Below are 24,862 nucleotides of genomic sequence, written 5' to 3'. Positions count from 1 at the left end.
GTCAGGACATTCCGAATTCGTCGTCGATGAGTTTGAAGATCTCGTCGGCGGTGGCCGATTCGATCTCGCTGTCGTCATCCGTGTCGTCGTCCAGCACCGTCGCGGTGCCGCCGGCGGACCACTTCGCCACCAGGCCCTGGAGCCGCTCCATGACCCTGGCGTGCGTCTCGCCGTCGGAGCCGAGCGCCGACAGGGTGGCTTCCAGCCGGTCGAGTTCTCCGAAGACGGGCTCGGTCGTGGGTGCGTCCGCGGGGGTGACCTCTTCGCTCAGGAATCGTCCGAGCACCGCCGGGGTCGGGTAGTCGAACACCAGGGTCGCCGGCAGCCGCGTTCCGGTGATCGCGTTGAGCCGGTTGCGCAGTTCGACGGCCGACAGGGAGTCGAAGCCCAGGTCCTTGAACACGTGTCCCGGCTCGATCGCCTGCCCCGACGCGTAGCCGAGGACGACGGCCACCTGGTCGCACACCAGGTCCACCAGGATGCGCTCGCGCTCCGTCTCGGACTTCCCGGCCAGGTGCTGCTCGAGCCCGGTGGCCGGGTCGGCCGTGGTGCTCACGGCGCCCGACTCCGCGGTCCGGCGTGCGGGTGCCCGCACCAGCCCGCGCAGCAGCGCGGGTACGTGCTCGCCCACCGACGCCATGTCCAACGTCATGGGCACCAGGACGGCACCGTCGAGATCCCGGGTCGCGTCGAACAGCGCGAGTCCGGCCTCGGGTGTGAGGGCGACCATGCCGGTCCTGGTCATCCGGTTGACGTCGGCGTCGGCCAGCTCGGTGGTCATGCCGCCGTCCTGCATCCACGGCCCCCAGGCCAGGGACACCGCCGGGAGACCCTCGGCCCTGCGGTGCTGGGCCAGGGCGTCCAGGAAGGCGTTGGCCGCCGCGTAGTTGGCCTGGCCGGCGCCGCCGAAGGTACCGGAGACGGAGGAGTACAGGATGAAGGCGGCGAGGTCGAGGTCGCGGGTGAGCTCGTGGAGGTGCAGGGCGGCGTCCACCTTGGGGCGCAGCACCTTGTCCACCCGCTCGGGCGTCAGCGACTCCACCACACCGTCATCCAGCACACCCGCCGCATGCACCACGGCCGACAGCGGATGCTCCGACCCGATCCCCGCCAGGAGACGCTCCACCGACGCACGGTCGGCGACATCACACGCCACGACCTGTACCTCGGCGCCCAGCCCGGCCAGCTCCGCCACCAACTCCGCCGCACCCGGCGCCTGAACACCACGACGACTCGTCAGCACCAGACGCTCAACCTTGTGCTCCACCACCAGATGACGGGCCAACAGCGCGCCCAGACCACCCGTACCACCCGTGACCAGCACCGTGCCCGGCCCATCGAGCGTCCTCGGGATGGTCAGCGCCACCTTGCCGGTGTGCCGGGCCTGGCCGATGAAACGGAAGGCATCAGGAGCCCTGCGCACATCCCAGGTGCGCACCGGCAGCGGCCGCAGTACCCCGCTCTCGAACAGCGAGATCAGCTCGCCCCACATCTCGTGGATGCGATCGGGTCCCGCCTCCATGAGATCGAACGCCTGGTAGGAGACACCGCTGTACTCGGCGGCCACCTCCTCCGGCACCCTGATGTCGGTCTTGCCCATCTCCAGGAACCGGCCGCCGCGCGGCAGCAGACGCAGGCCCGCGTCCACGAACTCCCGCGCCAGCGAGTCGAGCACCACATCCATACCGCGCCCACCGGTCACATCCAGGAACCGCGTCCCGAAGTCCAGCGTCCGCGACGACGCGATGTGCTCATCGTCCACACCCAGCGACCGCAGGGTGTCCCACTTGCCCTCACTCGCCGTACCGAACACCTCAGCCCCGAGGTGCCGTGCCAGCTGGAGCGTGGCCATGCCCACACCACCGGCCGCCGAGTGCACCAGCACCGACTGGCCGGCCTGGAGACCGGCCAGGTCCACCATGGCGTAATAGGCCGTCAGGAACACGATGGGAGTCGACGCCGCCTGCTCGAACGTCCAGCCCTCCGGCACCCGGGCGACGACGCGCCGGTCGGTGACGGCGACCGGGCCGAACGACCCGCTGAAGATGCCCATCACCCGGTCGCCGGGCGCCAGGCCCGTCACTCCGGGACCGACCTCGGTCACGATGCCGGCGCCCTCACCACCGAGCGGCCCGGCCTCTCCGGGGTACATCCCCAGGGCGTTGAGCACATCGCGGAAGTTCATCCCCCCCGCGCGCATCTCGACCCTGATCTCGTTCTCGCCCAGCGCTTCGGTGACGTCGGGGCTGGGCAGCAGCGCCAAGTTCTCCAGCGTTCCCTTGGCGTGCATGTCCAGGCGCCATTCCCGTATTCCGGCAGGAGGCAGCAGCGCGGTGCCCGAGGAGACCCGGGCCATGCGCTGGCCGAGCACCGTACCCTCACGGACCACAGCCTGTGGCTCGTCGCCGGCGAGCACCGCGGGCAGTGCCGCCTTGGACGCCTCGTCCTCGTCGAGGTCCACCAGGACGAAGCAGTTCGGGTTCTCCGACTGCGCGGACCGCACCATGCCCCACAGGGGTGCGTGGACCAGGTCCGGAGTCTCGTCGCGGCCCTCGGGCGCCATGGCGCCCGAGGTCACGAAGACCAGTCGGGAGGAGTCGAACCGACGGTCGCCGAGCCAGCCCTGAATCATGCCGAGCGTGTGGTGCGTCACCGTATGGATGGCATCCGCGGGCTCCAGACCCCGCCTGGCCTTGCTCTTGCCCCTGGACTCGCCCTTCGCCTTGCTCTTGCCCCTGGCCTCGCCCTTCGCCTTGCTCTTGGACTTGCCCTGAGCCGCCTCGTCGTCAAGGCCCGGTGCGTAGGAGACCAGCACGGCCTCCGGGGCAGCGGCGCCACCGTCGATCGCTGCGCCCAGCGCGTCGAGATCGGCATAGGCGGCCACCTCGGCACCGGTGATCGCGCCGGCGGCCAGTCCGTAGTGGTCGGTACCCACCACGGCCCACCGCGCCGTTGCCGCCCCGGCCGCAGCGATGGCCGGAACGGGAGTCCAGTCCAGCGTGAACAGCGAGTCACGGAACGCCGACGTCCTGGCGGAGTCGATGTGCTCCACCGACACCGGGCGCAGCACGAGGGATTCAATCGACGCCACCGGGCGGCCAGTTCCATCGGCCACCGCGAGGGAGACGGAATCCGATCCCAGCTGAGTGAGCCGCACCCGCAACGCGGACGCGCCACCGGCATGGAGCGACACCCCGCTCCAGGAGAACGGGAGCCGGGAGAGCCCGACATCCTCCAGGGCGACGAAGACCACCGCCTGCACGGCAGCATCCAGCAGCGCGGGATGAAGGCCGAACTCGGCCCCGTCCGACGCGTGCCCCTCACCGAGACCGACCTCGACGTAGACATCGTCGCCGGAGCGCCAGGCGGCCCGCAGGCCCTGGAACACCGGGCCATAGACGAAGCCGGTGGCGGCGAAGCGCTCGTAGAAGTCACTGATGTCCAGGGCTTCCGCGTCCGCCGGAGGCCATGCGCTCAGGTCGAACGACGGCTCGGGGCCGACCGGGGCAAGCGCACCGGCCGCGTGCTGCGTCCACGGCTCGTCCGAGGACGCGCCGGCCGGGCGGGAGTACAAGCTGAGCGAGCGGTGGCCCGTCTCGTCCGTGCCCCCCACCCAGAGCTGCACCTGGACCGCTTCATTCTCGGGCAGGACCATCGGGGTGGCCACAGTGACCTCCTCGACCCCGCCGCAGCCGACCTGGTCGGCGGCGCGGATGGCCAGTTCGAGGAATCCGGTCCCGGGGAACAGGGCCGCGCCCCCGATCGCGTGGTCGGCGAGCCACGGCTGGCTGTGCACCGACAGCCTGCTGGTGAACATGAATCCGTCCCGGCCCGCGAGCTCGACCCCGGCACCCAGCAGCGGGTGGTCGGGAGAGCTGAGCCCGGCGGAGGCGACGTCCCCGGTGATCGGGCCGGCTGCCTTCGGCCAGTAGCGCTGGCGCTGGAAGGCGTAGGTGGGCAGTTCCACCCGCTGCACCTGGCGTCCGGCGAACGCCGTCGACCAGTTCACGGTGGTGCCGTGGACATGGAGTTCGGCCAGCGCCGTGGTCAGCGACTGCGTCTCGGGGCGGTTCCTGCGCAGAGCGGAGACGAGAGTGAGAACACCTCCGGCCTCGTCGATCGTCAAACAGTCCTGGGCCATCGCGGTGAGCACACCATCGGGACCCACCTCCAGGAACGAGGTCACCCCGAGCTTCTCCAGGGCCCGTACCCCGTCCGCGAAGCGCACGGCCTGGCGCACATGCCGCACCCAGTACTCCGGCGAACACACCTCGGCGTCCGAGGCCAACCCGCCGGTCACGTTGGAGACCAGATCGATGGAGGGCGGGGCGAACGAGAGCCCCTCGACGACCTTGCGGAAGTCGTCCAGCATGGCGTCCATACGGGGCGAGTGGAACGCGTGGCTGACCCGCAGGCGGCGGGTCTTACGACCCTGCCGCTCCCACTCCCCGGCGATCTCCAACGCCGCTTCCTCGTCACCGGCGACGACCACGGCCATCGGGCCGTTGACCGCCGCGATACTCACCTCGGCCCCACGCCCGGCCAGCGACGGCGCGATCTCCTCCTCCGACGCCTCGACGGCCACCATCGCCCCACCGCCCGGCAGCGCCTGCATCAGACGGCCACGCGCCGCAATCAGCGTGCACGCGTCCTCCAGCGAGAACACCCCCGCCACATACGCCGCCGCGACCTCACCCACCGAGTGACCGATCACCACATCCGGGGTCACGCCCCAGTCCTCCAGCAGCCGGAACAACGCCACCTCGATGGCGAACAGCGCGGGCTGGGTGAACGCCGTCTGATCCAGCAACCCGGCATCCGCACTGCCCTCCGCCGCGAACATCACCTCACGCAGCGGACGGTCGAGCAGCACATCGAGGTGCGCGCACACCTCGTCCAACGCCTGGGCGAACACCGGGAACGCCTCGTACAACTCCCGCCCCATACCCAGACGCTGCGCACCCTGCCCCGAGAACAAGAACGCCGACCTGCCAGCCGTGCCCACGGATCCCCGGACGACTCCGGGGGCCGTGGTGCCCGAGGCGATGGCCTCGAGACCGCTCAGCAGCCTGTCCCGGTCGCCGCTCATGAGCACGGCGCGGTGGTCGAAGACGGACCGGGTGGTCGCCAGCGAATAGCCCACGTCGTCGAGGTCGAGCCCGGGGTGGGCCGCCACGTAGTCGTGGAGGTTCCTGGCCTGGGCACGCAGCGCCTCGGCGCCCTTGCCGGTGACCGTCCAGGGGAGTGCTTGCGAGCCGGTCGAGGGGGCGTCGTCCGGACGGACCCGCTCCACCGCCTCCGACTCCGGGGCCTGCTCGATGATGGTGTGGGCGTTGGTGCCGCTGATGCCGAACGAGGAGATGCCCGCCCGGCGCGGCTCGCCGTTGTCCGGCCACGCGGTCGGTGCGGTCAGCAGCCGGACCTCGCCCGCAGTCCAGTCCACGTGCGGCGTGGGCTCATCGACATGGAGCGTCTTCGGCAGCACGCCCTCACGCATGGCCATCACCATCTTGATGATCCCGGCCATGCCCGCGGCCGCCTGGGTGTGCCCGAGGTTCGACTTGATGGAGCCCAGCCACAGTGGCTGGTCCTCCGGCCGCCCCTGGCCGTAGGTGGCCAGCACCGCCTGCGCCTCGATCGGGTCACCGAGCCTGGTGCCGGTGCCGTGCGCCTCGACCGCCTGTACCTGGTGGGCGGCGAGGTCGGCGCCGGCCAGCGCCTGGCGGATCACCCGCTGCTGCGACGGGCCGTTGGGCGCCGTGATGCCGTTGGAGGCACCGTCCTGGTTGATCGCGGAGCCGCGCACGATCGCCATCACCGGGTGACCGTTGCGCCGCGCGTCCGACAGCCGCTCGAGCAGCAGCACACCGACGCCCTCGGACCAGCCCGTGCCGTCCGCCGATGCGGCGAACGCCTTGCACCGCCCGTCCGACGCCAGCCCCTTCTGGCGGCTGAAGTCCACAAACGATCCCGGGCTGGACATGATCGTGACACCGCCGGCCAGCGCCAGGGAGCACTCGCCCTGGCGCAGCGACTGCACGGCCAGGTGCAGCGCCACCAGCGACGACGAGCACGCCGTGTCCACCGTGACGGCCGGTCCTTCGAGGCCGAAGGTGTAGGAGATACGGCCCGATACGACGCTGGCCGCGTTGCCCGTTCCGAGGTACCCCTCAGGTCCGCCCGGGGCGGTCAGCAGCAGACCGATGTAGTCCTGGCCGTTGCTTCCCGCAAAGACACCCGTCCGGCTTCCCTTGAGCGACGCGGGGTCGATGCCCGCCCGCTCGAACACCTCCCAGGAGGTCTCCAGCAGCAGTCGCTGCTGCGGGTCGATGGTCAGCGCCTCGCGCGGAGCGATCCCGAAGAACTGCGGATCGAACTCGTCGGCGTCATAGACGAAGCCGCCGCCGCTCGAAAAGACGGTGCCCGAGTTCTCCGGGTCCGGGTTGTAGAGCTCGTCCAGGTCCCAGCCACGGTTGGTCGGGTAGGCACTGATCACGTCGCTGCCCTCGGAGACCAGCCGCCACAGGTCCTCCGGAGTGCGCACCCCGCCGGGGAAGCGGCAGCTCATGGACACGATCGCGATCGGGTCGTCGTCCACGACCGTGCCCGTCACCACCGGCAGGTCATCGGCCGGCGCGGGCGCAGTGCCCAGTACCTCACCGAGGATGAACCGGGCGAGCACCGTGGGCGTGGGGTAGTCGAAGGCCACGGTGACCGGCAGGTTCACACCGGCCACCGTGCTCAGGCCGTTGCGCAGCTCGACGGCGGTCAGCGAGTCGAACCCGATGTCCCTGAAGGCCCGGTCCGGCTCCACCGCGTCGGCGCTCGGGTATCCGATCACCTCGGCGGCGCGCGACCTGACGAGGTCGAGCACCTCCATCTCGCGTTCGGCGGCCGACAGCCCTTCGAGGCGCCCGGCCAGCCCGGCGGAGACCGCACCGAACTCGGCCTCCGCCGCCTCCAGCGCCTGCCGCACCTCCGGCAGTTCGTTCAGGAGGGGACGCGGCCGGGCCGCGGCGAATCCGGGGGCGTAGCGCCCCCAGTCCACATCGGCGACGGTGATGTCCACCTCGTCGTGATCGAGCACCTGCTGAAGGGCGTCGATGGCGAGTTCGGGCACCAGCGTCGGCATACCGCGCCGCTTCAGCTGGGCCGCGGTGGCGTCGTCGACCAGACCACCGCCACCCCAGGCACCCCAAGCCACCGAGGTGGCCGCCAGCCCCTGGGCCCGGCGCTGCTGCGCCAGGGCGTCGAGGAAGGCGTTCGCGGCGGCGTAGCTGCCCTGACCGGCACCACCGACGGTTCCGGCGTAGGAGGAGAAGAGGATGAACGCGGACAGGTCCAGGTCCTGGGTCAGCTCGTGGAGGTTCACCACGGCGTCCACCTTGGGACAGAAGACCCCTTGCGTCCGGGGGACGGTGAGGGTGTCGATGAGGCCGTCGTCCAGCACACCGGCCGCGTGCACCACCGCGGTCAGCGGGTACTCCGCGGGCAGCCCGTCGAAGAGCTCCCGCAGTGCGCCACGGTCGGCGGCGTCACAGGCGGCGACGGTAACCCGCGCGCCCAGAGCCGTCAGCTCGTCCCTCAACTCGGCCGCACCGGGCGCGTCCAGGCCGCGGCGGCTGGTCAGCACCAGGTGCTCGGCACCGCCACGGGCGAGCCAGCGGGCGAGGCGGCCGCCGAGCGCACCGGTACCACCGGTGATCAGGACGCTGCCGCGAGGCTCCCAGACGCGGGCCGGCCGGGCATCGCCCAAGGGCGCCCGGACGAGCCGTCGGCCAAAGACCCCGGAGGCGCGCACCGCGACCTGGTCCTCGTCACCGGAGCGCCCTATCAGGCCGACCAGGCGGTTCAGCGCCCGATCGTCAATCGCGTCCGGCGACTCGGGGAGGTCGACGAGGCCGCCCCACCGTTGTGCGTACTCCAGGCCGACGACCCGGCCCAGACCCCACACCATGGACTGCTTGACGCTGCCTACCCGGTCGGAGCGGCCAACGGATACGGCTCCGCTGGTGGCGAGCCACAGCGGCACATCGATGTCGATGTCGCTCAGCGCCTGGACCAGGGCCACGGTCGCGGCGAAGCCGCGCGGAATGCCCGGGTGCTCGGCCAGCGCCTCCTCGTCCAGCGCGAGCAGGGAGAGCACTCCGTCGATCGCGGGCGTTCCCTCCTGCTCGGATCCGTCCGTGGTGGGCGTCCCGGGGGCCGCGGCCCGGAGGAGTTCGGCCAGTGACGACCGCTCCGGCTCCGTTGCGTCCAGGTCGACCCGCACCATGCGGGCACCATGGCGCTCCACGTCCCGCGCGATGCGCTCCGCCAGTTCACGGGCGCTGTCGACCGACGGGACGACGACCACCCACGTACCGGTGATCTGGGCGCCCTGCTCCTGGTCGGAGCCGGACGACGACTGGTCGATGAGGGGCTTCCAATTGATCCGGTAGCGCCAGTTGTCGACCGTCGAGCGGTCACGCCTGGTGCGATGGTACGTGGACAGCGCGGGCAGGACTGCGCTCAGCGGCGTTTCGCCGTCGACGTCGAGCGCCTCGGCGAGCGCTTCGAGATCCTCGCGCTCGACCGCTTCCCAGAACCGCGCATCCACCGAGTCCACGGCGGCCGGCGCGTCCCAGCCACGCAGGGAGAGGGACACCTCGGGCCAGTACCGCTCACGCTGGAACGCGTAGGTGGGCAGCTCCACCATCCGCGCACCGCGCCCGGCGAAGACGGACTCCCACTCCACCGAGGCGCCGTGGGCGTGGAGTTCGGCCAGCGCCATCGTCAACGCCCGGGCCTCGGGCCGGTCCTTGCGCAGCACCGGCACCACGGCCGAGGCCGCGGCCTGGTCCTCCGTCAGGCAGTCCCGCGCCATCGCGGACAGCACACCATCGGGGCCGACCTCCAGGAACCTGGTGACGCCCTGGGCGGTGAGTGCCCGCATTCCGTCCGCGAAGCGCACGGCCTGGCGCACATGCCGCACCCAGTACTCCGGCGAACGCACCTCGTCCGCTTCCGCCGCCTCGCCCGTCACATTCGAGACCAGAGCGATGGACGGCGCCTGGAAGGACAGGCCGGAGATCATGCTGCGGAAGTCGTCCAGCATGGCGTCCATACGGGGCGAGTGGAACGCGTGGCTGACCCGCAGGCGGCGGGTCTTACGACCCTGCCGCTCCCACTCCCCGGCGATCTCCAACGCCGCTTCCTCGTCACCGGCGATGACCACGGCCATCGGGCCGTTGACCGCCGCGATGCTCACCTCGGCCCCACGCCCGGCCAGCGACGGCGCGATCTCCTCCTCCGACGCCTCGACGGCCACCCCGCCCGGCAGCGCCTGCATCAGACGGCCACGCGCCGCGATCAGCGCGCACGCGTCCTCCAGCGAGAACACCCCCGCCACATACGCGGCGGCGACCTCACCCACCGAATGGCCGATCACCACATCCGGAGTGACACCCCAGTCCTCCAGCAGCCGGAACAACGCCACCTCGACCGCGAAGAGGGCGGGCTGGGTGAACGCCGTCTGATCCAGCAACCCGGCATCCGCACTGCCCTCGACCGCGAACATCACCTCACGCAGCGGACGCTCCAGCAGCACATCCAGATGCGCACACACCCCGTCCAACGCCTGGGCGAACACCGGGAACGCCTCGTACAACTCCCGCCCCATACCCAGACGCTGCGCACCCTGCCCCGAGAACAAGAACGCCGACCTGCCACCCGTCACGGCCTGACCCTGGACGGCTCCCGAGGCGATTCCGCCCTCTGCGACGGCCCGCAGGCCACGCAGAAGGGTCTCCCGGTCCTCACCCACCAGCACCGCCCGGTGCTCGAACATCGAGCGGGTCGCCAGCGAGTACCCCACGTCCAGCGCACCGAGGTCGGCCCGGGCGGCCACATGCGCATGCAGCCGCTCGGCCTGCGCCCGCAACGCCTCCCGGCTCTTCCCGGAAACCAGCCACGGCACCACAGCCGCCGACACCGGCGTCTCGGGCCCGGACGGCTCCCGGGCCACGGCCTCTTCCAGGTCAGGAGCCTGCTCGATGATGGTGTGCACGTTGGTCCCACTCATACCGAACGCCGACACACCCGCCCGGCGCGGATGCCCGGTCTCGGGCCACGGCCTGGCCTCGGCCAGCAGCTCGACGTCGCCCTCCGTCCAGTCCACGTGTGGCGAAGGCTCGTCGAGGTGCAGGGTCTTCGGCAGCACACCGTGCCGCATCGCCATCACCATCTTGATGACGCCGCCCACGCCCGCGGCCGCCTGCGAGTGGCCGATGTTCGACTTGATGGCGCCCAGCAGCAGCGGCCGGCCCTCGGGGCGGTCCTGGCCGTAGGTGGCCAGCAGCGCCTGCGCCTCGATCGGGTCACCGAGCATGGTGCCGGTGCCGTGCGCCTCCACCGCGTCCACCTCAGACGCCGACAAGCGGGCGTTCGCCAGAGCCTGCCGGATCACCCGCTGCTGCGACGGGCCGTTCGGCGCCGTCAGGCCGTTGCTCGCACCGTCCTGATTCACCGCGGAGCCGCGCACCACGGCGAGGATCGGGTGGCCGTTGCGGCGCGCGTCCGACAGCCGCTCGAGGACGAGCATGCCGACGCCTTCGGCCCAGCTCGCGCCGTCCGCGGCGGCCGAGAACGGCTTGCTCCGTCCGTCGGAGGCGAGGGCGCGCTGCCGGCTGAACTCGATCAGCGACATCGGGGTGGACATCACCGTCACACCACCGGCCAGCGCCAGCGAGCACTCGCCCTGGCGCAGTGCCTGCCACGCGAGGTGCAGGGCGACCAGCGACGACGAGCACGCGGTGTCCACCGTTATGGCGGGCCCTTCGAGGCCCAGGGTGTAGGAGATACGGCCCGAGAGCACACTCGGCGAGACACCGGTGCCGACGAGGCCCTCGACGCTCTCCTGAGAGCCAGCGAGGACACCGCCGTAGTCCTGGTAGGTCACGCCGGCGAAGACGCCGGTCTGACTGCCCTTCGCGGAGACCGGGTCGATACCGGCCCGCTCCAGCGCCTCCCATGAGGTTTCCAGCAGCAGTCGATGCTGCGGGTCCATCGACATCGCCTCACGCGGCGAGATCCCGAAGAACGCCGGGTCGAACAGGCTGGCACTGTGCAGGAAGCCACCCTCCTGGGTGTAGCACTTGCCGGGCTCGTCCGGGTCCGGGTCGTAGAGGTTCTCCACATCCCAGCCACGGTCCGTCGGGAAGGGCGAGATGCCGTCCCGGCCCTGGGCTACGAGGTCCCACAGTTCCTCGGGGGTGGCCACCCCTCCGGGGTAGCGGCAGCTCATCCCCACGATCACGATCGGCTCGTCGTTGCCCGCCACCGCGACCGGCACCGGCTGCAGCGCTCCGGTCCGCGCGCCGAGCACCTCGGCACGGGCGAACTTCGCCAGTTCGGCGGGGGTCGGGTAGTCGAACACCGCCGTCGCCGGGAGGCGCAGGCCCGTGGCCTTGTTCGCCCGGTTACGGAACTCTACGGCGGTCAGCGAGCTGAAACCGAGGTCCTTGAACGCCTGCGAGCCCTGGACCGCGTCGGCAGAGGCGTGTCCGAGCACCGCCGCGACATGGGTGCGGATCACATCGAGCAGCACCCGGTCCTGTTCGGGCTCGGAGAGCCCGGTCAGCCGTTCCCGCAGCGCGGCGAGCGGTCCGGAGTCGGATCCGGCGCCCCGCCTGGCGGTGCGTCGTGTGGTCTTGCGCCGACGGGCGGGCTTGGCAGAGGTCTCCTCGATGGGGGTGTCGGTGGCCGCCTCGGCCGAAGCGTCGGTCTCTGCCGTGTCCGGCGCCGGGATCTCCGGGTGCTGCGTGACGACCTGGCGCAGCGTCAGCGTGGCGGCGGAGAGCACGGCTTCCCCAGCTCCGTCGACTGCGGCCAGGGAGAGGGTCTCCGTACCCGTACGGGCGAGCCGGACACGCAACGCGGAGGCACCGGAGGAATACAGCGACACCCCGGCCAGGCTGAACAGCATGCGGCCGCGCCCCACGCCGTCCAGCACCCCGAGGCCGAGCGGCTGCAGCGCCGCGTCCAGAAGGGCGGGGTGCAGCCCGAACCGCTGGGCGTCCACAACGGACTCCTCAGCCAGGCTGACCTCGGCGAACACCTCGTCGTCGCGCTGCCAGACGGCTCGGAGGCCACGGAACGAGGGTCCGTAGACGAGGCCGTCGTCGGCGAGCAGCTCATACAGGCCGTCCACATCGACGCGCTCGGCGCCGGGCGGGGGCCATGCGGCGGAGTCGAAGCGCACCGCTCCTTCGGCGGTCGCGACGTCGTCCGGCTCTGGGGCGAGCACACCGCTGGCGTGGCAGATCCACTCGTCCTCGCCCACCGGCTCGGCAGCTCGTGAGTACACCTCCAGCGAACGGGTGCCGGACTCGTCCTCCTCGCCGAGGCCGAGCTGGATCTGGACGCCGCCTCCTCGGGGGAGGACCAGCGGCGCCTGGACGACGAGCTCTTCCACTTGGCCGAGGCCGACCTCATCGCCGGCGCGAATGGCCAGTTCGACGAGGGCCGTGGTGGCCAGGACCGCCTCGCCGCGCAGGACGTGGTCGGCCAGCCAGGGCTGGGTGTGCAGCGAGAGCGTTCCGGTGAACACCAGGCCGTCGGCGCCCGCGAGGGGGACGGCTCCGCCCAGCAGCGGGTGGTCGGCCGGGTCGAGGCCGAAGGCGGCGGCGTCTCCCGCCGCGACACCGGGCTCCAGCCAGTAGCGCTGGTGCTGGAACGCGTAGGTCGGAAGGTCCACGCGGCGGGCGCCGCGTCCGGCGAAGAACGCCCGCCAGTCGACGGTTTCGCCGTGGACGTGCGTCTCGGCGAGGGCCGCGACGAGTGCTTGGGTCTCGGGGCGGTCCTTGCGCAGCACCGGAACCAGCAGAGGGGCCGGTGTGTCCGCGGCCGCGATGTCATCGACCGGTTCGCTCAGGCAGTCCTGGGCCATGGCGGACAGTACGCCGTCGGGGCCCACCTCGATGTACGCGGTGACGCCCTGCGCTTCGAGGGTCCGCACCCCGTCGAGGAAACGGACGGTCTCCCGCACATGCCGCACCCAGTACTCCGGCGAGCACACCTCGTCGGCACCCGCCTGCTCACCCGTGACATTCGAGATGAACGCGATGGACGGGCCGTGGTGCGTGAGCGTCCCCGCGACCGCGCGGAAGTCGTCCAGCATCGCGTCCATACGGGGCGAGTGGAAGGCGTGACTGACCCTCAGCCGGTGGGTCTTGCGGCCATGCTCCGCCCACTGTTCGGCGATCTCCAGCGCAGCGGCCTCGTCACCGGCGATGACCACGGCGGCACGGCCGTTGACGGCCGCGATGCTCACCTCGGCCTCACGCCCGGCAAGAGAGCCGGAGATCTCCTCCTCCGACGCCTCGACGGCCACCATCGCCCCACCGGCCGGCAGGGCCTGCATCAGACGGCCACGAGCGGCCACCAGCGTGCACGCGTCCTCCAGCGAGAACACCCCCGCCACATACGCGGCGGCGATCTCACCGATGGAGTGGCCGATCACCACATCCGGGGTGACGCCCCAGTCCTCCAACAGCCGGAACAGCGCCACCTCGACGGCGAAGAGGGCGGGTTGGGTGAACGCCGTCTGGTCGAGCAGCTCGGCGTCCGCGCTGCCCTCGGCCGCGAACATCACCTCACGCAGCGGGCGATCGAGCAGCACATCGAGATGCGCGCATACCTCGTCCAGGGCGCGGGCGAACACCGGGAAGGCGTCGTACAGCTCTCGTCCCATGCCCAGGCGCTGTGCGCCCTGACCGGTGAACAGGAACGCGGTCTTTCCGCCCGGGGCCGCCTGTCCCTGGACGATGCCGGGGGCGTCGTCGCCCGCGGCGACGGTCTCCAGGCCGCGCAGCAACGTCTCACGTTCGGTCCCCAGCAGCACCGCGCGGTGCTCGAACGCCGATCGCGTGGCGACCAGCGATTCGGCGATGTCCAGAACGCCGGGCTCGGCCCCTTCGAGCAGGTGGGCGCGCAGCCGCTCGGCCTGGTCACGGAGGGCTTCCGGGCTCCGGGCGGAGAGCACCCAGGGGGTCACGCCCTGATCGTCGGCGGGAGCCGCCGGGGCGGACTCCGCCTCCTCCTCGTACACCGGGGCCTGCTCGATGATGGTGTGCGCGTTGGTGCCGCTCACGCCGAAGGCGGAGACACCGGCCCGGCGCGGCTGCCCCGTCTCCGGCCACGCGGTGGCCTCCGTCAGCAACCGCACCTCACCCGCCGACCAGTCCACCTGCCGCGACGGCTCATCCACATGCAGCATCTTCGGCAGCACACCGTGCCGCATCGCCATGACCATCTTGATCACACCCGCCACACCCGCGGCGGCCTGCGTGTGCCCGATGTTCGACTTGATCGATCCGAGCCACAGCGGCAGGTTCTCCGGGCGCTCCTGTCCGTAGGTGGCCAGCAGCGCCTGCGCCTCGATCGGGTCACCTAGCGTCGTTCCGGTGCCGTGTGCTTCGATCACCTGGACGTCGGCAGGCGACAGCTGGGCGTTGGCGAGGGCCTGGCGGATCACCCGTTGCTGCGAGGGACCGTTCGGCGCCGTCAGACCGTTCGACGCACCATCCTGATTCACCGCCGAGCCGCGCACGACCGCCAGCACCTGATGGCCATTGCGCCGCGCGTCCGACAGCCGCTCCACCAGCAGCATGCCCACACCCTCCGACCACCCGGTGCCATCCGCCGCGTCAGCGAACGGCTTGCACCGGCCATCGGGGGCAAGTCCGCGTTGTCGGCTGAACTCGACGAAGGCGGCCGGGCTGGTCATCACGGTGACGCCACCGGCAAGCGCCATGGAGCACTCGCCCTGGCGCAGTGCCTGCGCGGCCTGATGGAGGGCGACCAGCGACGACGAGCACGCGGTGTCCACCGTCAGCGCGGGCCCCTCGAGGCCGAAGGCGTAGGAGATGCGGCCCGACATGACGGAGGTGGCACTGCCGGTCAGCAGCTGACCTTCGAGCCCCTCGGGGATCTCGTGCAGCCCCATTCCGTAGCCGGAGGTCGCGGCTCCCACGTAGACCCCGATCTGGCTGCCCCGCACCGACGCGGGGTCGATGCCCGCCCGCTCGAACACCTCCCACGACGTCTCCAGCAGCAGCCGCTGCTGCGGATCCATGGCCAGCGCCTCACGCGGCGAGATCCCGAAGAACCCGGCGTCGAACTCGCCCGCCTCATGCAGGAAGCCGCCCTCGCGCGAGTAGAACGTGCCCGGCTGCTCGGGGTCCGGGTCGTACATCCCGTCCACGTCCCACCCGCGGTTGGACGGGAACTCGGAGATCGCGTCACCACTACCGGCCACCAGCTGCCACAAGTCCTCCGGGCTGTGCACCCCGCCCGGGAAGCGGCAGCTCATCCCGACAATCGCGATCGGATCGTCATCGACCCGAGCCACCACCGCCGACGGCGCCGCCACCGCACCCCGCGTCCCCAGCACCTCAGCACGCAGATGCGCCGCCAGCACCGTGGCGCTCGGGTAGTCGAAGACCAACGTCGCCGGCAACACCAGCCCGGTCTCCGCGTTCAGCCGGTTACGGAACTCCACCGCCGTCAGCGAGTCGAATCCCAGCTCCTTGAACGCGCGCGCGGCCTCAACCGCCTCCCCACCCGCGAAGCCGAGAACAGCGGCCGCGTGGCCACGCACCAGGTCGAGCAGGGCCCGGTCGGTCTCCGCCTCGGTCAGCCCCGCCAACCGCTCCCGCAGTACGGAGCCGACACCGGCGCCTTCGGTGTTTCCGGCGTCAGCCAGCGCCCGCTGGACCTCGGGCAGGTCGCCGATGAGCGGGCTGGGCCGCCCGATCGTGAACGAGGGAGCGAACCGCTCCCAGTCCACATCAGCGACCGTCACCACACCCTCATCACCCGCGACCGCACCCTGCAACGCCGCGACCGCCAGACCCGGCGCCATCGAAGACAACCCACGACGCGCCAGCTGCTCGCCGCCGTCACCGGCCGCCATACCGCCCCCGGCCCAGGGACCCCAGGCCACCGCGGTACCGGCAAGACCCCGCGCCCGACGATCCTCCACCAACGCATCCAGACAGGCGTTGGCCGCACCATAAGCAGCCTGACCACCACTGCCCCACACACCGGAGATCGACGAGAACACCACGAACGCGTCCAGCTCACGGTCACCCAGCAACACATCCAGGTTGACGGCACCCGCCACCTTCCCGGACACCACCGCCGCCGCGTCCGCCAGACCCATCCCCGCCAGCTCGGCCGCCTGCTCCACACCCGCCGCATGGAACACCGCACTGAGCGGAAACTCCTCCGGAACATCAGCAAGGACAGCGGCCAACGCGTCACGGTCCGTCACATCACACGCCACCACGGTCACCCGCGCGCCCAGCACCTCGAGCTCATCGCGCAGCTCGGCAGCGCCCGGCGCGTCAAGGCCGCGACGGCTGGCCAGCACCAGATGCCCCACACCGCTGCGCGCCAGCCAACCGGCCACCCGGCCACCCAGCGCACCCGTACCACCGGTCACCAACACCGTGCCACGCGCCCGCCACGTCGTTCCGTCGGTCGCCGGCGCGGCCGAACGGGTCAGGCGGCGTGCGAACACACCCGAACCACGCACCGCCACCTGGTCTTCGCTGGTCTCGGTGGCCTCGGCGGCCAGCACACCGGCCAGCCGGGCGATCGCACGCTCGTCCAGAGACTCGGGCAGGTCGACCAGACCGCCCCACAGCTGCGGCAGCTCCAGCGCGGCCACCCGGCCCAGCGCCCACACCATCGCCTGCGTCGGGCTGGTGAGCCGGTCCGAACGCCCCACCGACACGGCGCCGCGCGTACCGCACCACAGCGAAGCCTCGATGCCCGCGTTCGCCAACGCCTGCACCAGCGTCAACGTGGAAGCGAAGCCGCCGGACAGCGCGGGGAACCTCGGGCAGGGCTCCTCGTCCAGGGCGAGCAGAGACAACACACCACTGAGCGCGGGCGCGTCGGCGATCGCCCCGCGCAGCCGCTCCCCCAGCACCTCGGCGTCGAGGTCCTGTTCGCCGACCACCAGTGCCACCGCGTCCGCGCCGTGCCGTTCGAGTCCGGAGACGATCTCCGCCACCAGCTCGTCCTCGGCACGGGCCGCCGGAACCACCACCAGCCACGTCCCCGACAGCGATCCACCGGTCACGTCCACGACCGGCTTCCACACCACCCGATAACGCCAACCGTCAATCGTGGACTGCTCGCGATTGCTCCGGTGATATGCGGACAGCGCGGGCAGGACCGCACTCAGCGGCGTTTCGCCGTCGACGTCGAGCGCCTCGGCGAGCGCTTCGAGATCCTCGCGCTCGACCGCTTCCCAGAACCGCGCATCCACCGAATCCGCGGCGGCCGAACCGGCATCGCGAACACGTCCGACCGCGGACACCTCGGGCCAGAACCGCTCACGCTGGAACGCGTAGGTGGGCAGCTCCACCATCCGCGCACCGCGCCCGGCGAATACGGACTCCCACTCCACCGAGGCGCCGTGGGCGTGGAGTTCGGCCAGCGCCATCGTCAACGCCCGGGCCTCGGGCCGGTCCTTGCGCAGCACCGGCACCACGGCCGAGGCCGAGGCCTGGTCCTCCGTCAGGCAGTCCCGCGCCATCGCCGAGAGCACACCGTCGGGACCCACCTCCAGGAGGGTGGTCACGCCCTGTCCCTGGAGTGCCCGCACTCCGTCCAGGAAACGCACGGCCTGGCGCACATGCCGCACCCAGTACTCCGGCGAACACACCTCGGCGTCCGAGGCCAACCCGCCGGTCACGTTGGAGACCAGATCGATGGACGGCGCCTGGAAGGACAGGCCGGAGATCATGCTGCGGAAGTCGTCCAGCATGGCGTCCATACGGGGCGAGTGGAACGCGTGGCTGACCCGCAGGCGGCGGGTCTTACGACCCTGCCGCTCCCACTCCCCGGCGATCTCCAACGCCGCTTCCTCGTCACCGGCGACGACCACGGCCATCGGGCCGTTGACCGCCGCGATACTCACCTCGGCCCCACGCCCGGCCAGCGACGGCGCGATCTCCTCCTCCGACGCCTCGACGGCCACCATCGCCCCACCCTCGGGCAGCGCCTGCATCAGCCGGCCACGCGCCGCAATCAGCGCGCACGCGTCCTCCAGCGAGAACACCCCCGCCACATGGGCCGCCGCGATCTCGCCCACCGAGTGGCCGATCACCACGTCCGGGGTCACGCCCCAGTGCTCCAGCAGCCGGAACAGCGCCACCTCGACCGCGAAGAGGGCGGGCTGGGTGAACGCCGTCTGATCCAGCAACCCGGCGTCCGTACTGCCCTCGGCCGCGAACATCACCTCACGCAGCGGACGCTCCAGCAGCACATCGAGGTGCGCGCACACCTCGTCCAGCGCACGCGCGAACACCGGGAAGGCGTCGTACAACTCCCGGCCCATGCCCAGGCGTTGCGCACCCTGACCCGAGAACAAGAACGCCGTCTTGCCACCCGGTACGGCATGCCCTTGGACGACGCCGGGAGCGATCCCGTGCCCGGCCACGGCATCGAGACCTCGCAGAAGGGTTTCCCGGTCCTCGCCCACCAGCACCGCACGGTGCTCGAACACCGTCCTGGCCGCCAGCGTGTGCCCGACGTCCAGCACGCCGATGTCTTCCCGCGCCGCCACATGCGCATGCAGCCGCTCGGCCTGCGCCCGCAACGCCTCCCGGCTCTTCCCGGAAACCAGCCACGGCACCACAGCCGCCGACTCGGCCGTTCCGGAGGGCACGGTGTCCGAGACCTCCAACTCCTCCGCAGCGGGGGCCTCTTCGATGATGGTGTGCGCGTTGGTGCCGCTCACACCGAAGGCGGAGACACCGGCCCGGCGCGGCCGGCCCGTCTCCGGCCACGCGGTGGCCTCCGTCAGCAACCGCACCTCACCCGCCGACCAGTCCACCTGCCGCGACGGCTCATCCACATGCAGCATCTTCGGCAGCACACCGTGCCGCATCGCCATCACCATCTTGATCACACCCGCCACACCAGCAGCGGCCTGCGTATGACCGATGTTGGACTTGATGGCACCCAGCCACAGCGGGCGGCCCACCGGCCGCTCCTGGCCGTAGGTGGCCAGCAGCGCCTGCGCCTCAATCGGGTCTCCGAGCATGGTGCCGGTGCCGTGCGCCTCCACCGCGTCCACCTCAGCAGACGACAGCCCCGCGCTGGCCAGCGCCTGGCGGATGACCCGCTGCTGCGACGGCCCGTTCGGCGCCGTCAGACCGTTCGACGCACCATCCTGGTTCACCGCCGAGCCGCGCACGACCGCCAGCACCTGATGGCCGTTCCTGCGCGCGTCCGACAGCCGCTCCACCAGCAGCATGCCCACACCCTCCGACCACCCCGTGCCATCCGCCGCGTCAGCGAACGGCTTGCACCGGCCATCGGGCGCCAGCCCCCGCTGACGACTGAACTCCACGAACGCGCCCGGCGTCGACATCACCGACACACCACCGGCCAACGCCAGGTCACACTCACCCTGACGCAGCGCCTGTACCGCGAGGTGCAGAGCCACCAGCGACGACGAACACGCCGTGTCCACCGTCATCGCCGGCCCCTCGAGACCGAACGTGTACGAGATACGGCCCGACACCACACTGGCCGCGCTGCCCGTACCCACATGGCCACCGAAGTCCTCGGAGGCGTCGAGCATGAGCGTGGAGTAGTCCTGGCCGTTGGTGCCCACAAACACACCGGTCCGGCTGCCCCGCAGCGACTCCGGGGCGATACCGGCGTGTTCGAACGCCTCCCACGACGTCTCCAGCAGCAGCCGCTGCTGCGGATCCATCGCCAGCGCCTCACGCGGCGAGATCCCGAAGAACTTCGCGTCGAATTCCGGGGCACCGTAGAGGAAACCCCCCTCACGGGCGTAGAACGTGCCCGGCTGCTCGGGGTCCGGGTCGTACATACCCTCGACGTCCCAGCCACGGTCGCCGGGGAACCCGGAGATGGCGTCCCCGCCCTCGGCCAGCAGCCGCCACAGCTCCTCCGGTGTGTGCACATCCCCGGGGAACCGGCAACTCATCGCCACGATCGCAATCGGGTCGCCGTCATCCGGCCGCGCCCGGTGCGCCACCGCCGAGGTGGCCGCTTCGGCGGTGACCCCGCCCAGCTCCTGCCACAGATAGTCGGCGAGCACCTCGGCGGTCGGGTAGTCGAAGACGAGAGTCGCGGGCAGGCGCAGACCGGTGGCCAGGTCGAGCCGGTTGCGCAGCTCGATGGCGGTGAGGGAGTCGAACCCGAGGTCCCGGAAAGCACGGCCCTGCTCGACGGACTCCGCCGAGAAGTGGCCGAGCACCGAGGCCGCGTGAGTGCGGATGAGGTCCAGCAGGAGGAGGCGCTGCTCCTCGTCCGACCGTCCGGCCAGCTGGTCCCGCAGGTCGTGGCCCGGTGCCGGCCGACCGGTGGTCCCGGCCACAGCGGTCAGGAGCTCACGCGCTTCGGGAAGGTCGCTGATGAGGGCGCCGCCGCCGGACGCGGCATGTGCCGAGGCCAGGCGCTCCCAGTCGACGTCCGCCACGACCAGCGAAGCCTCGTCATGGCCCACGGCCCAACCGAGCGCCGCCACGGCCAGCGACGGAGCCATGGGGGGCAGCGGCCCTCCGCGCATCCGCTCCCCGGCGCGGCCGCTCGCGGCCATGCCGCCGTCGGCCCACGGGCCCCAGGCGACCGCGGTGGCGGCCAGGCCCTGCGCCCGGCGCAGCTGCGCCAGCGCGTCCAAGTGAGCGTTGGCCGCCGCGTAGGCCCCCTGTCCGGGGCCGCCCATGACGCCGGCGAACGACGAGAACAGCACGAACGCGTCGAGTGACAGTTCCGCAGTCAGCTCGTGCAGGTGCCGCGCGCCCTCGACTTTCGCGGCCAGCGTCCCGGCCAGCCGGTCGACGGACAGGCCGCCCAGCACACCGTCGTCCAGAATGCCCGCCGCGTGCACGACCGCGCTGAGCGGATACCGCTCCGGGATGGCGGCCAGCACCGCGGCGAGGGCATCGCGGTCGGCGGCGTCGCAGGCCGCCACGGTCACCTCGGCGCCCATTTCTTCAAGTTCCGCCGTGAGCTCGGCAGCGCCTTCGGCCGCCGGGCCGCGACGGCTTGTCAGCACCACGTGTCCGGCGCCCTCGCGCACCGCCCAGCGCGCCACGTGCGCGCCCAGGGCACCGGTGCCACCGGTGATCAGCACCGAGCCCCGGGGCCGCCACGCGCGCTCGGCCGACTCGTCGCCCGCCGTGACGCGGTGGAGGCGCCGGACGAACACACCGGAACCCCGCACCGCCACCTGCTCCTCGGCGCCCTCGGCGGACAGCACACCGGCCAGCCGCCCCACGGCACGCTCGTCCAGCGTCCCGGGCAGATCAACCAGGCCACCCCAGATCCGAGGGTGCTCCAGGGCCGCCACCCGGCCAAGACCCCACACCCCCGCCTGCACCGGGCTGGTGAGCCGGTCCGAACGCCCCACCGACACCGCACCCCGCGAGGCGCACCACAACCGGGCCTGGATGTCCGCCTCGGCCAGGGCGCGCACCAGCGTCAGCGTCAGCGCGAGGCCGCGGGAAACCACCGGGTGCTCGGTGCAGGGCCGCTCGTCCACACCCACCAGGGACAGCACACCGCCGATCCCGGACGGATCGGTGGCGATCTCGCGCAGCCGTGCGGCCAGCACACCGGGGGCAAGGTCGGCCTCGTCCGCCACCAGGCGAACGACATCGGCACCGTGCCGCTGGAGCGCGGCGCACACCGACTCCGCCAACACGTCATCGACGCCGGAGGCGGGGACGACCACGAGCCAAGTCCCCGACAGCGTGGCCGCGGGGGTCTCCGAGACCGGCTTCCAGGAAACCCGGTATCGCCAGCCGTCGACCGTGGCCCGGTCACGCTGCTGACGCCGGTACGACGACAACGCGGGCAGCAACTCGCTCAGCGAACCCTCCCCGTCAACCTCCAGCGCCTCGGCCAGAACCTCCAAGTCCTCACGCTCAACCGCTTCCCAGAACCGGGCGTCCACGCTGTCCTCGGCGGAACCGCGGGACACCGCGCTCGTGCCCTCCAGCCAGTAGCGCTGACGCTGGAAGGGGTACGTCGGCAGCTCGACCTTGCGGGCGCCCCGCCCGTCGAAGACCCGCTCCCAGTTCACCGTCACGCCGTGGACGTGGGCCTCGGTCAGCGCGAGCACCAGAGCCTGTGCGTCGGGGCGCCCCTTGCGCAGGACCGGCACCACGACCGGGGCCGAAGTCGCCTCTCCCGTCAGGCAGTCCCGCGCCATCGCCGAGAGCACACCGTCGGGGCCCACTTCCAGGTAGGCGGTGACGCCCTGGGCCTCAAGGGAGCGAACGCCGTCGGCGAAGCGCACGGCCTGGCGCACATGCCGCACCCAGTACTCCGGCGAGCACACCTCGTCGGACCCGACCGGCTCCCCCGTGACATTGGAGACCAGCGCCAGGGTGGGGGTGTGGAAGGACAGCCCTCGCACGACACGGCGGAAGTCGTCCAGCATGGCGTCCATGCGCGGCGAGTGGAAGGCGTGGCTGACGCGCAGGCGACTCGTCTTGCGGCCCTGTGCCGCCCACTGTTCGGCGATCTCCAGCACCGCCGCCTCGTCGCCCGCGATGACCACAGAGGTCGGGCCGTTGACGGCGGCGATGCTCACCTCCGCCTCACGCCCGGCGAGCGATCCGGCGATCTCCTCCTCCGACGCCTGGACGGCCACCATGGCGCCGCCTTCGGGCAGCGCCTGCATCAGCCGGCCACGCGCCGCGATCAGCGTGCACGCGTCCTCCAGCGAGAACACCCCCGCCACATGCGCGGCGGCGACCTCACCGATGGAGTGACCGATCATCACATCCGGGGTGACACCCCAGTCCTCCAGTAGCCGGAACAGCGCCACCTCGATGGCGAACAGCGCCGGCTGAGTGAACGCCGTCCGATCCAGCAACCCGGCATCCGCACTGCCCTCCGCCGCGAACATCACCTCACGCAGCGGACGCTCCAGCACCACATCCAGATGCGCACACACCCCGTCCAGGGCGCGGGCGAACACGGGGTAGCGGTCATACAACTCCCGCCCCATGCCCAGACGTTGCGCACCCTGACCGGAGAAGAGGAACGCCGTCTTGACGACCGTCCCCGCCACGCCCTGGAGCACACCAGGAGCGATCTCACCCGCCGCGACGGATTCGAGCCCGGCGAGGAGTTCCGCACGGTTCGCACCCGACACCACCGCACGGTGCTCGAACATCGACCGGGTGGCCACCAGCGAATGGGCGACATCCGGCGCACTCGGCTCGGACCGCTCCAACAGGAACGCCCTCAACTGCGCGGCCTGGGCCCGCAGAGCATCCGAGCCACGACCCGACAGCAGCCACGTGGCGACACCCGTGTCACCGTCGGAAACCGGGCTCTCCTCGGCCTCCTCCTCAACCGGCGGGGCCTGCTCGATGATGGTGTGCGCGTTGGTGCCGCTCACACCGAAGGCGGAGACACCGGCCCGGCGCGGCCGGCCCGTCTCCGGCCACGCGGTGGCCTCCGTCAGCAACCGCACCTCACCCGCCGACCAGTCCACCTGCCGCGACGGCTCATCCACATGCAGCATCTTCGGCAACACGCCGTGCCGCATCGCCATCACCATCTTGATCACACCCGCCACACCAGCGGCAGCCTGCGTATGACCGATGTTCGACTTCAGCGCGCCCAGCCACAACGGCCGGCCCACCGGCCGCTCCTGCCCGTACGTGGCCAGCAGGGCCTGCGCCTCGATCGGGTCGCCCAGGGACGTACCGGTGCCGTGTCCTTCCACGACGTCCACGTCGGAGGGGGCCAGTCGGGCGCTCGCCAGCGCGTCGCGGATGACCCGCTGCTGCGAGGGGCCGTTCGGCGCCGTCAGACCGTTCGACGTACCGTCCTGGTTGACCGCCGAGCCGCGCACGACAGCCAGCACCTGGTGGCCGTTCCTGCGAGCATCCGACAGCCGCTCCACGAGCAGCATGCCCACGCCCTCGGACCAACCGGTGCCGTCCGCCGCGTCGGCGAACGGCTTGCACCGGCCGTCAGGAGCGAGCCCGCGCTGCCGGCTGAACTCGACGAAGGCGGCCGGGCTGGTCATCACGGTGACTCCACCGGCAAGCGCCAGGTCGCACTCGCCCTGCCGCAGCGCCTGGACCGCCAGATGCAGCGCGACCAGCGACGATGAACACGCCGTGTCCACCGTGACCGCGGGCCCTTCAAGACCGAAGGTGTACGAGATACGACCTGATAAGACGGAGGTCGACGTGCCCGTCAGCAAGTGGCCTTCGACATCCTCCGGGAACTCGTCGACGTCCGACCCGTAGCCCGAGGTCGAGGCCCCCACGAAGACACCGCCCCGACGGCCCTTCACCGACCCCGGAGCGATGCCCGCCCGTTCGAAGACCTCCCACGAGGTCTCCAGCAGCAGCCGCTGCTGCGGATCCATGGCAAGGGCCTCACGCGGCGAGATCCCGAAGAAGCCCGCGTCGAATTCGGCCGCGTCGTGAAGAAAGCCACCCTCACGGGAGTAGAACGTGCCGGAGCTCTCGGGATCGAGGTCGTACATCCCGTCGACGTCCCACCCACGGTCGGACGGGAAGTCGGAGATGGCATCGCCACCGCCGGCCACCAGCCGCCACAAATCCTCGGGGCTCCCCACACCTCCCGGGAAACGGCAACTCATCGCCACGATCGCGATGGGTTCCTGCTCTCCTGCCTCCAGCTCGCGCAGGCGTTGGCGCGCTTGGTGCAGATCTGCCGTTACCCGCTTGAGGTAGTCCCGAAGCCTATCTTCGTTCACCATGGAAACCTTGCCTATTACGAGTCAAAGAAGACTGAAGAATGAAAGGAGGCCAGAGAGCCACGCGTCAGCGAT

At 71.3% G+C, this 24,862-nt stretch carries 1 protein-coding gene; it reads right to left on the bottom strand.

Going from position 1 to position 24,862, the window contains the following annotated elements; all coding sequences use genetic code 11:
- Nucleotide 1: 1 nt before the first annotated feature.
- Nucleotides 2-24,790 carry a type I polyketide synthase gene (locus JIX55_RS39655; protein ID WP_257568042.1) on the bottom strand — a complete coding sequence of 8,263 codons (24,789 nt, stop codon included), beginning with the start codon at nucleotides 24,788-24,790 and terminating at the stop codon, nucleotides 2-4.
- Between the last annotated feature and the right edge of the window lie 72 nt (nucleotides 24,791-24,862).

The sequence above is a fragment of the Streptomyces sp. DSM 40750 genome, from assembly GCF_024612035.1.
In the GTDB taxonomy this organism is placed as follows: Bacteria; Actinomycetota; Actinomycetes; order Streptomycetales; family Streptomycetaceae; genus Streptomyces.
Note: the sequence above shows the minus strand (reverse complement) of the source record. Positions and strands in the feature narration are given on the sequence as shown.

Coding starts and splice junctions, on each gene's coding strand:
- JIX55_RS39655 (WP_257568042.1), bottom strand. CDS start 24,790: ATGGTGAACGAAGATAGGCTTCGGGACTACCTCAAGCGGGTAACGGCA.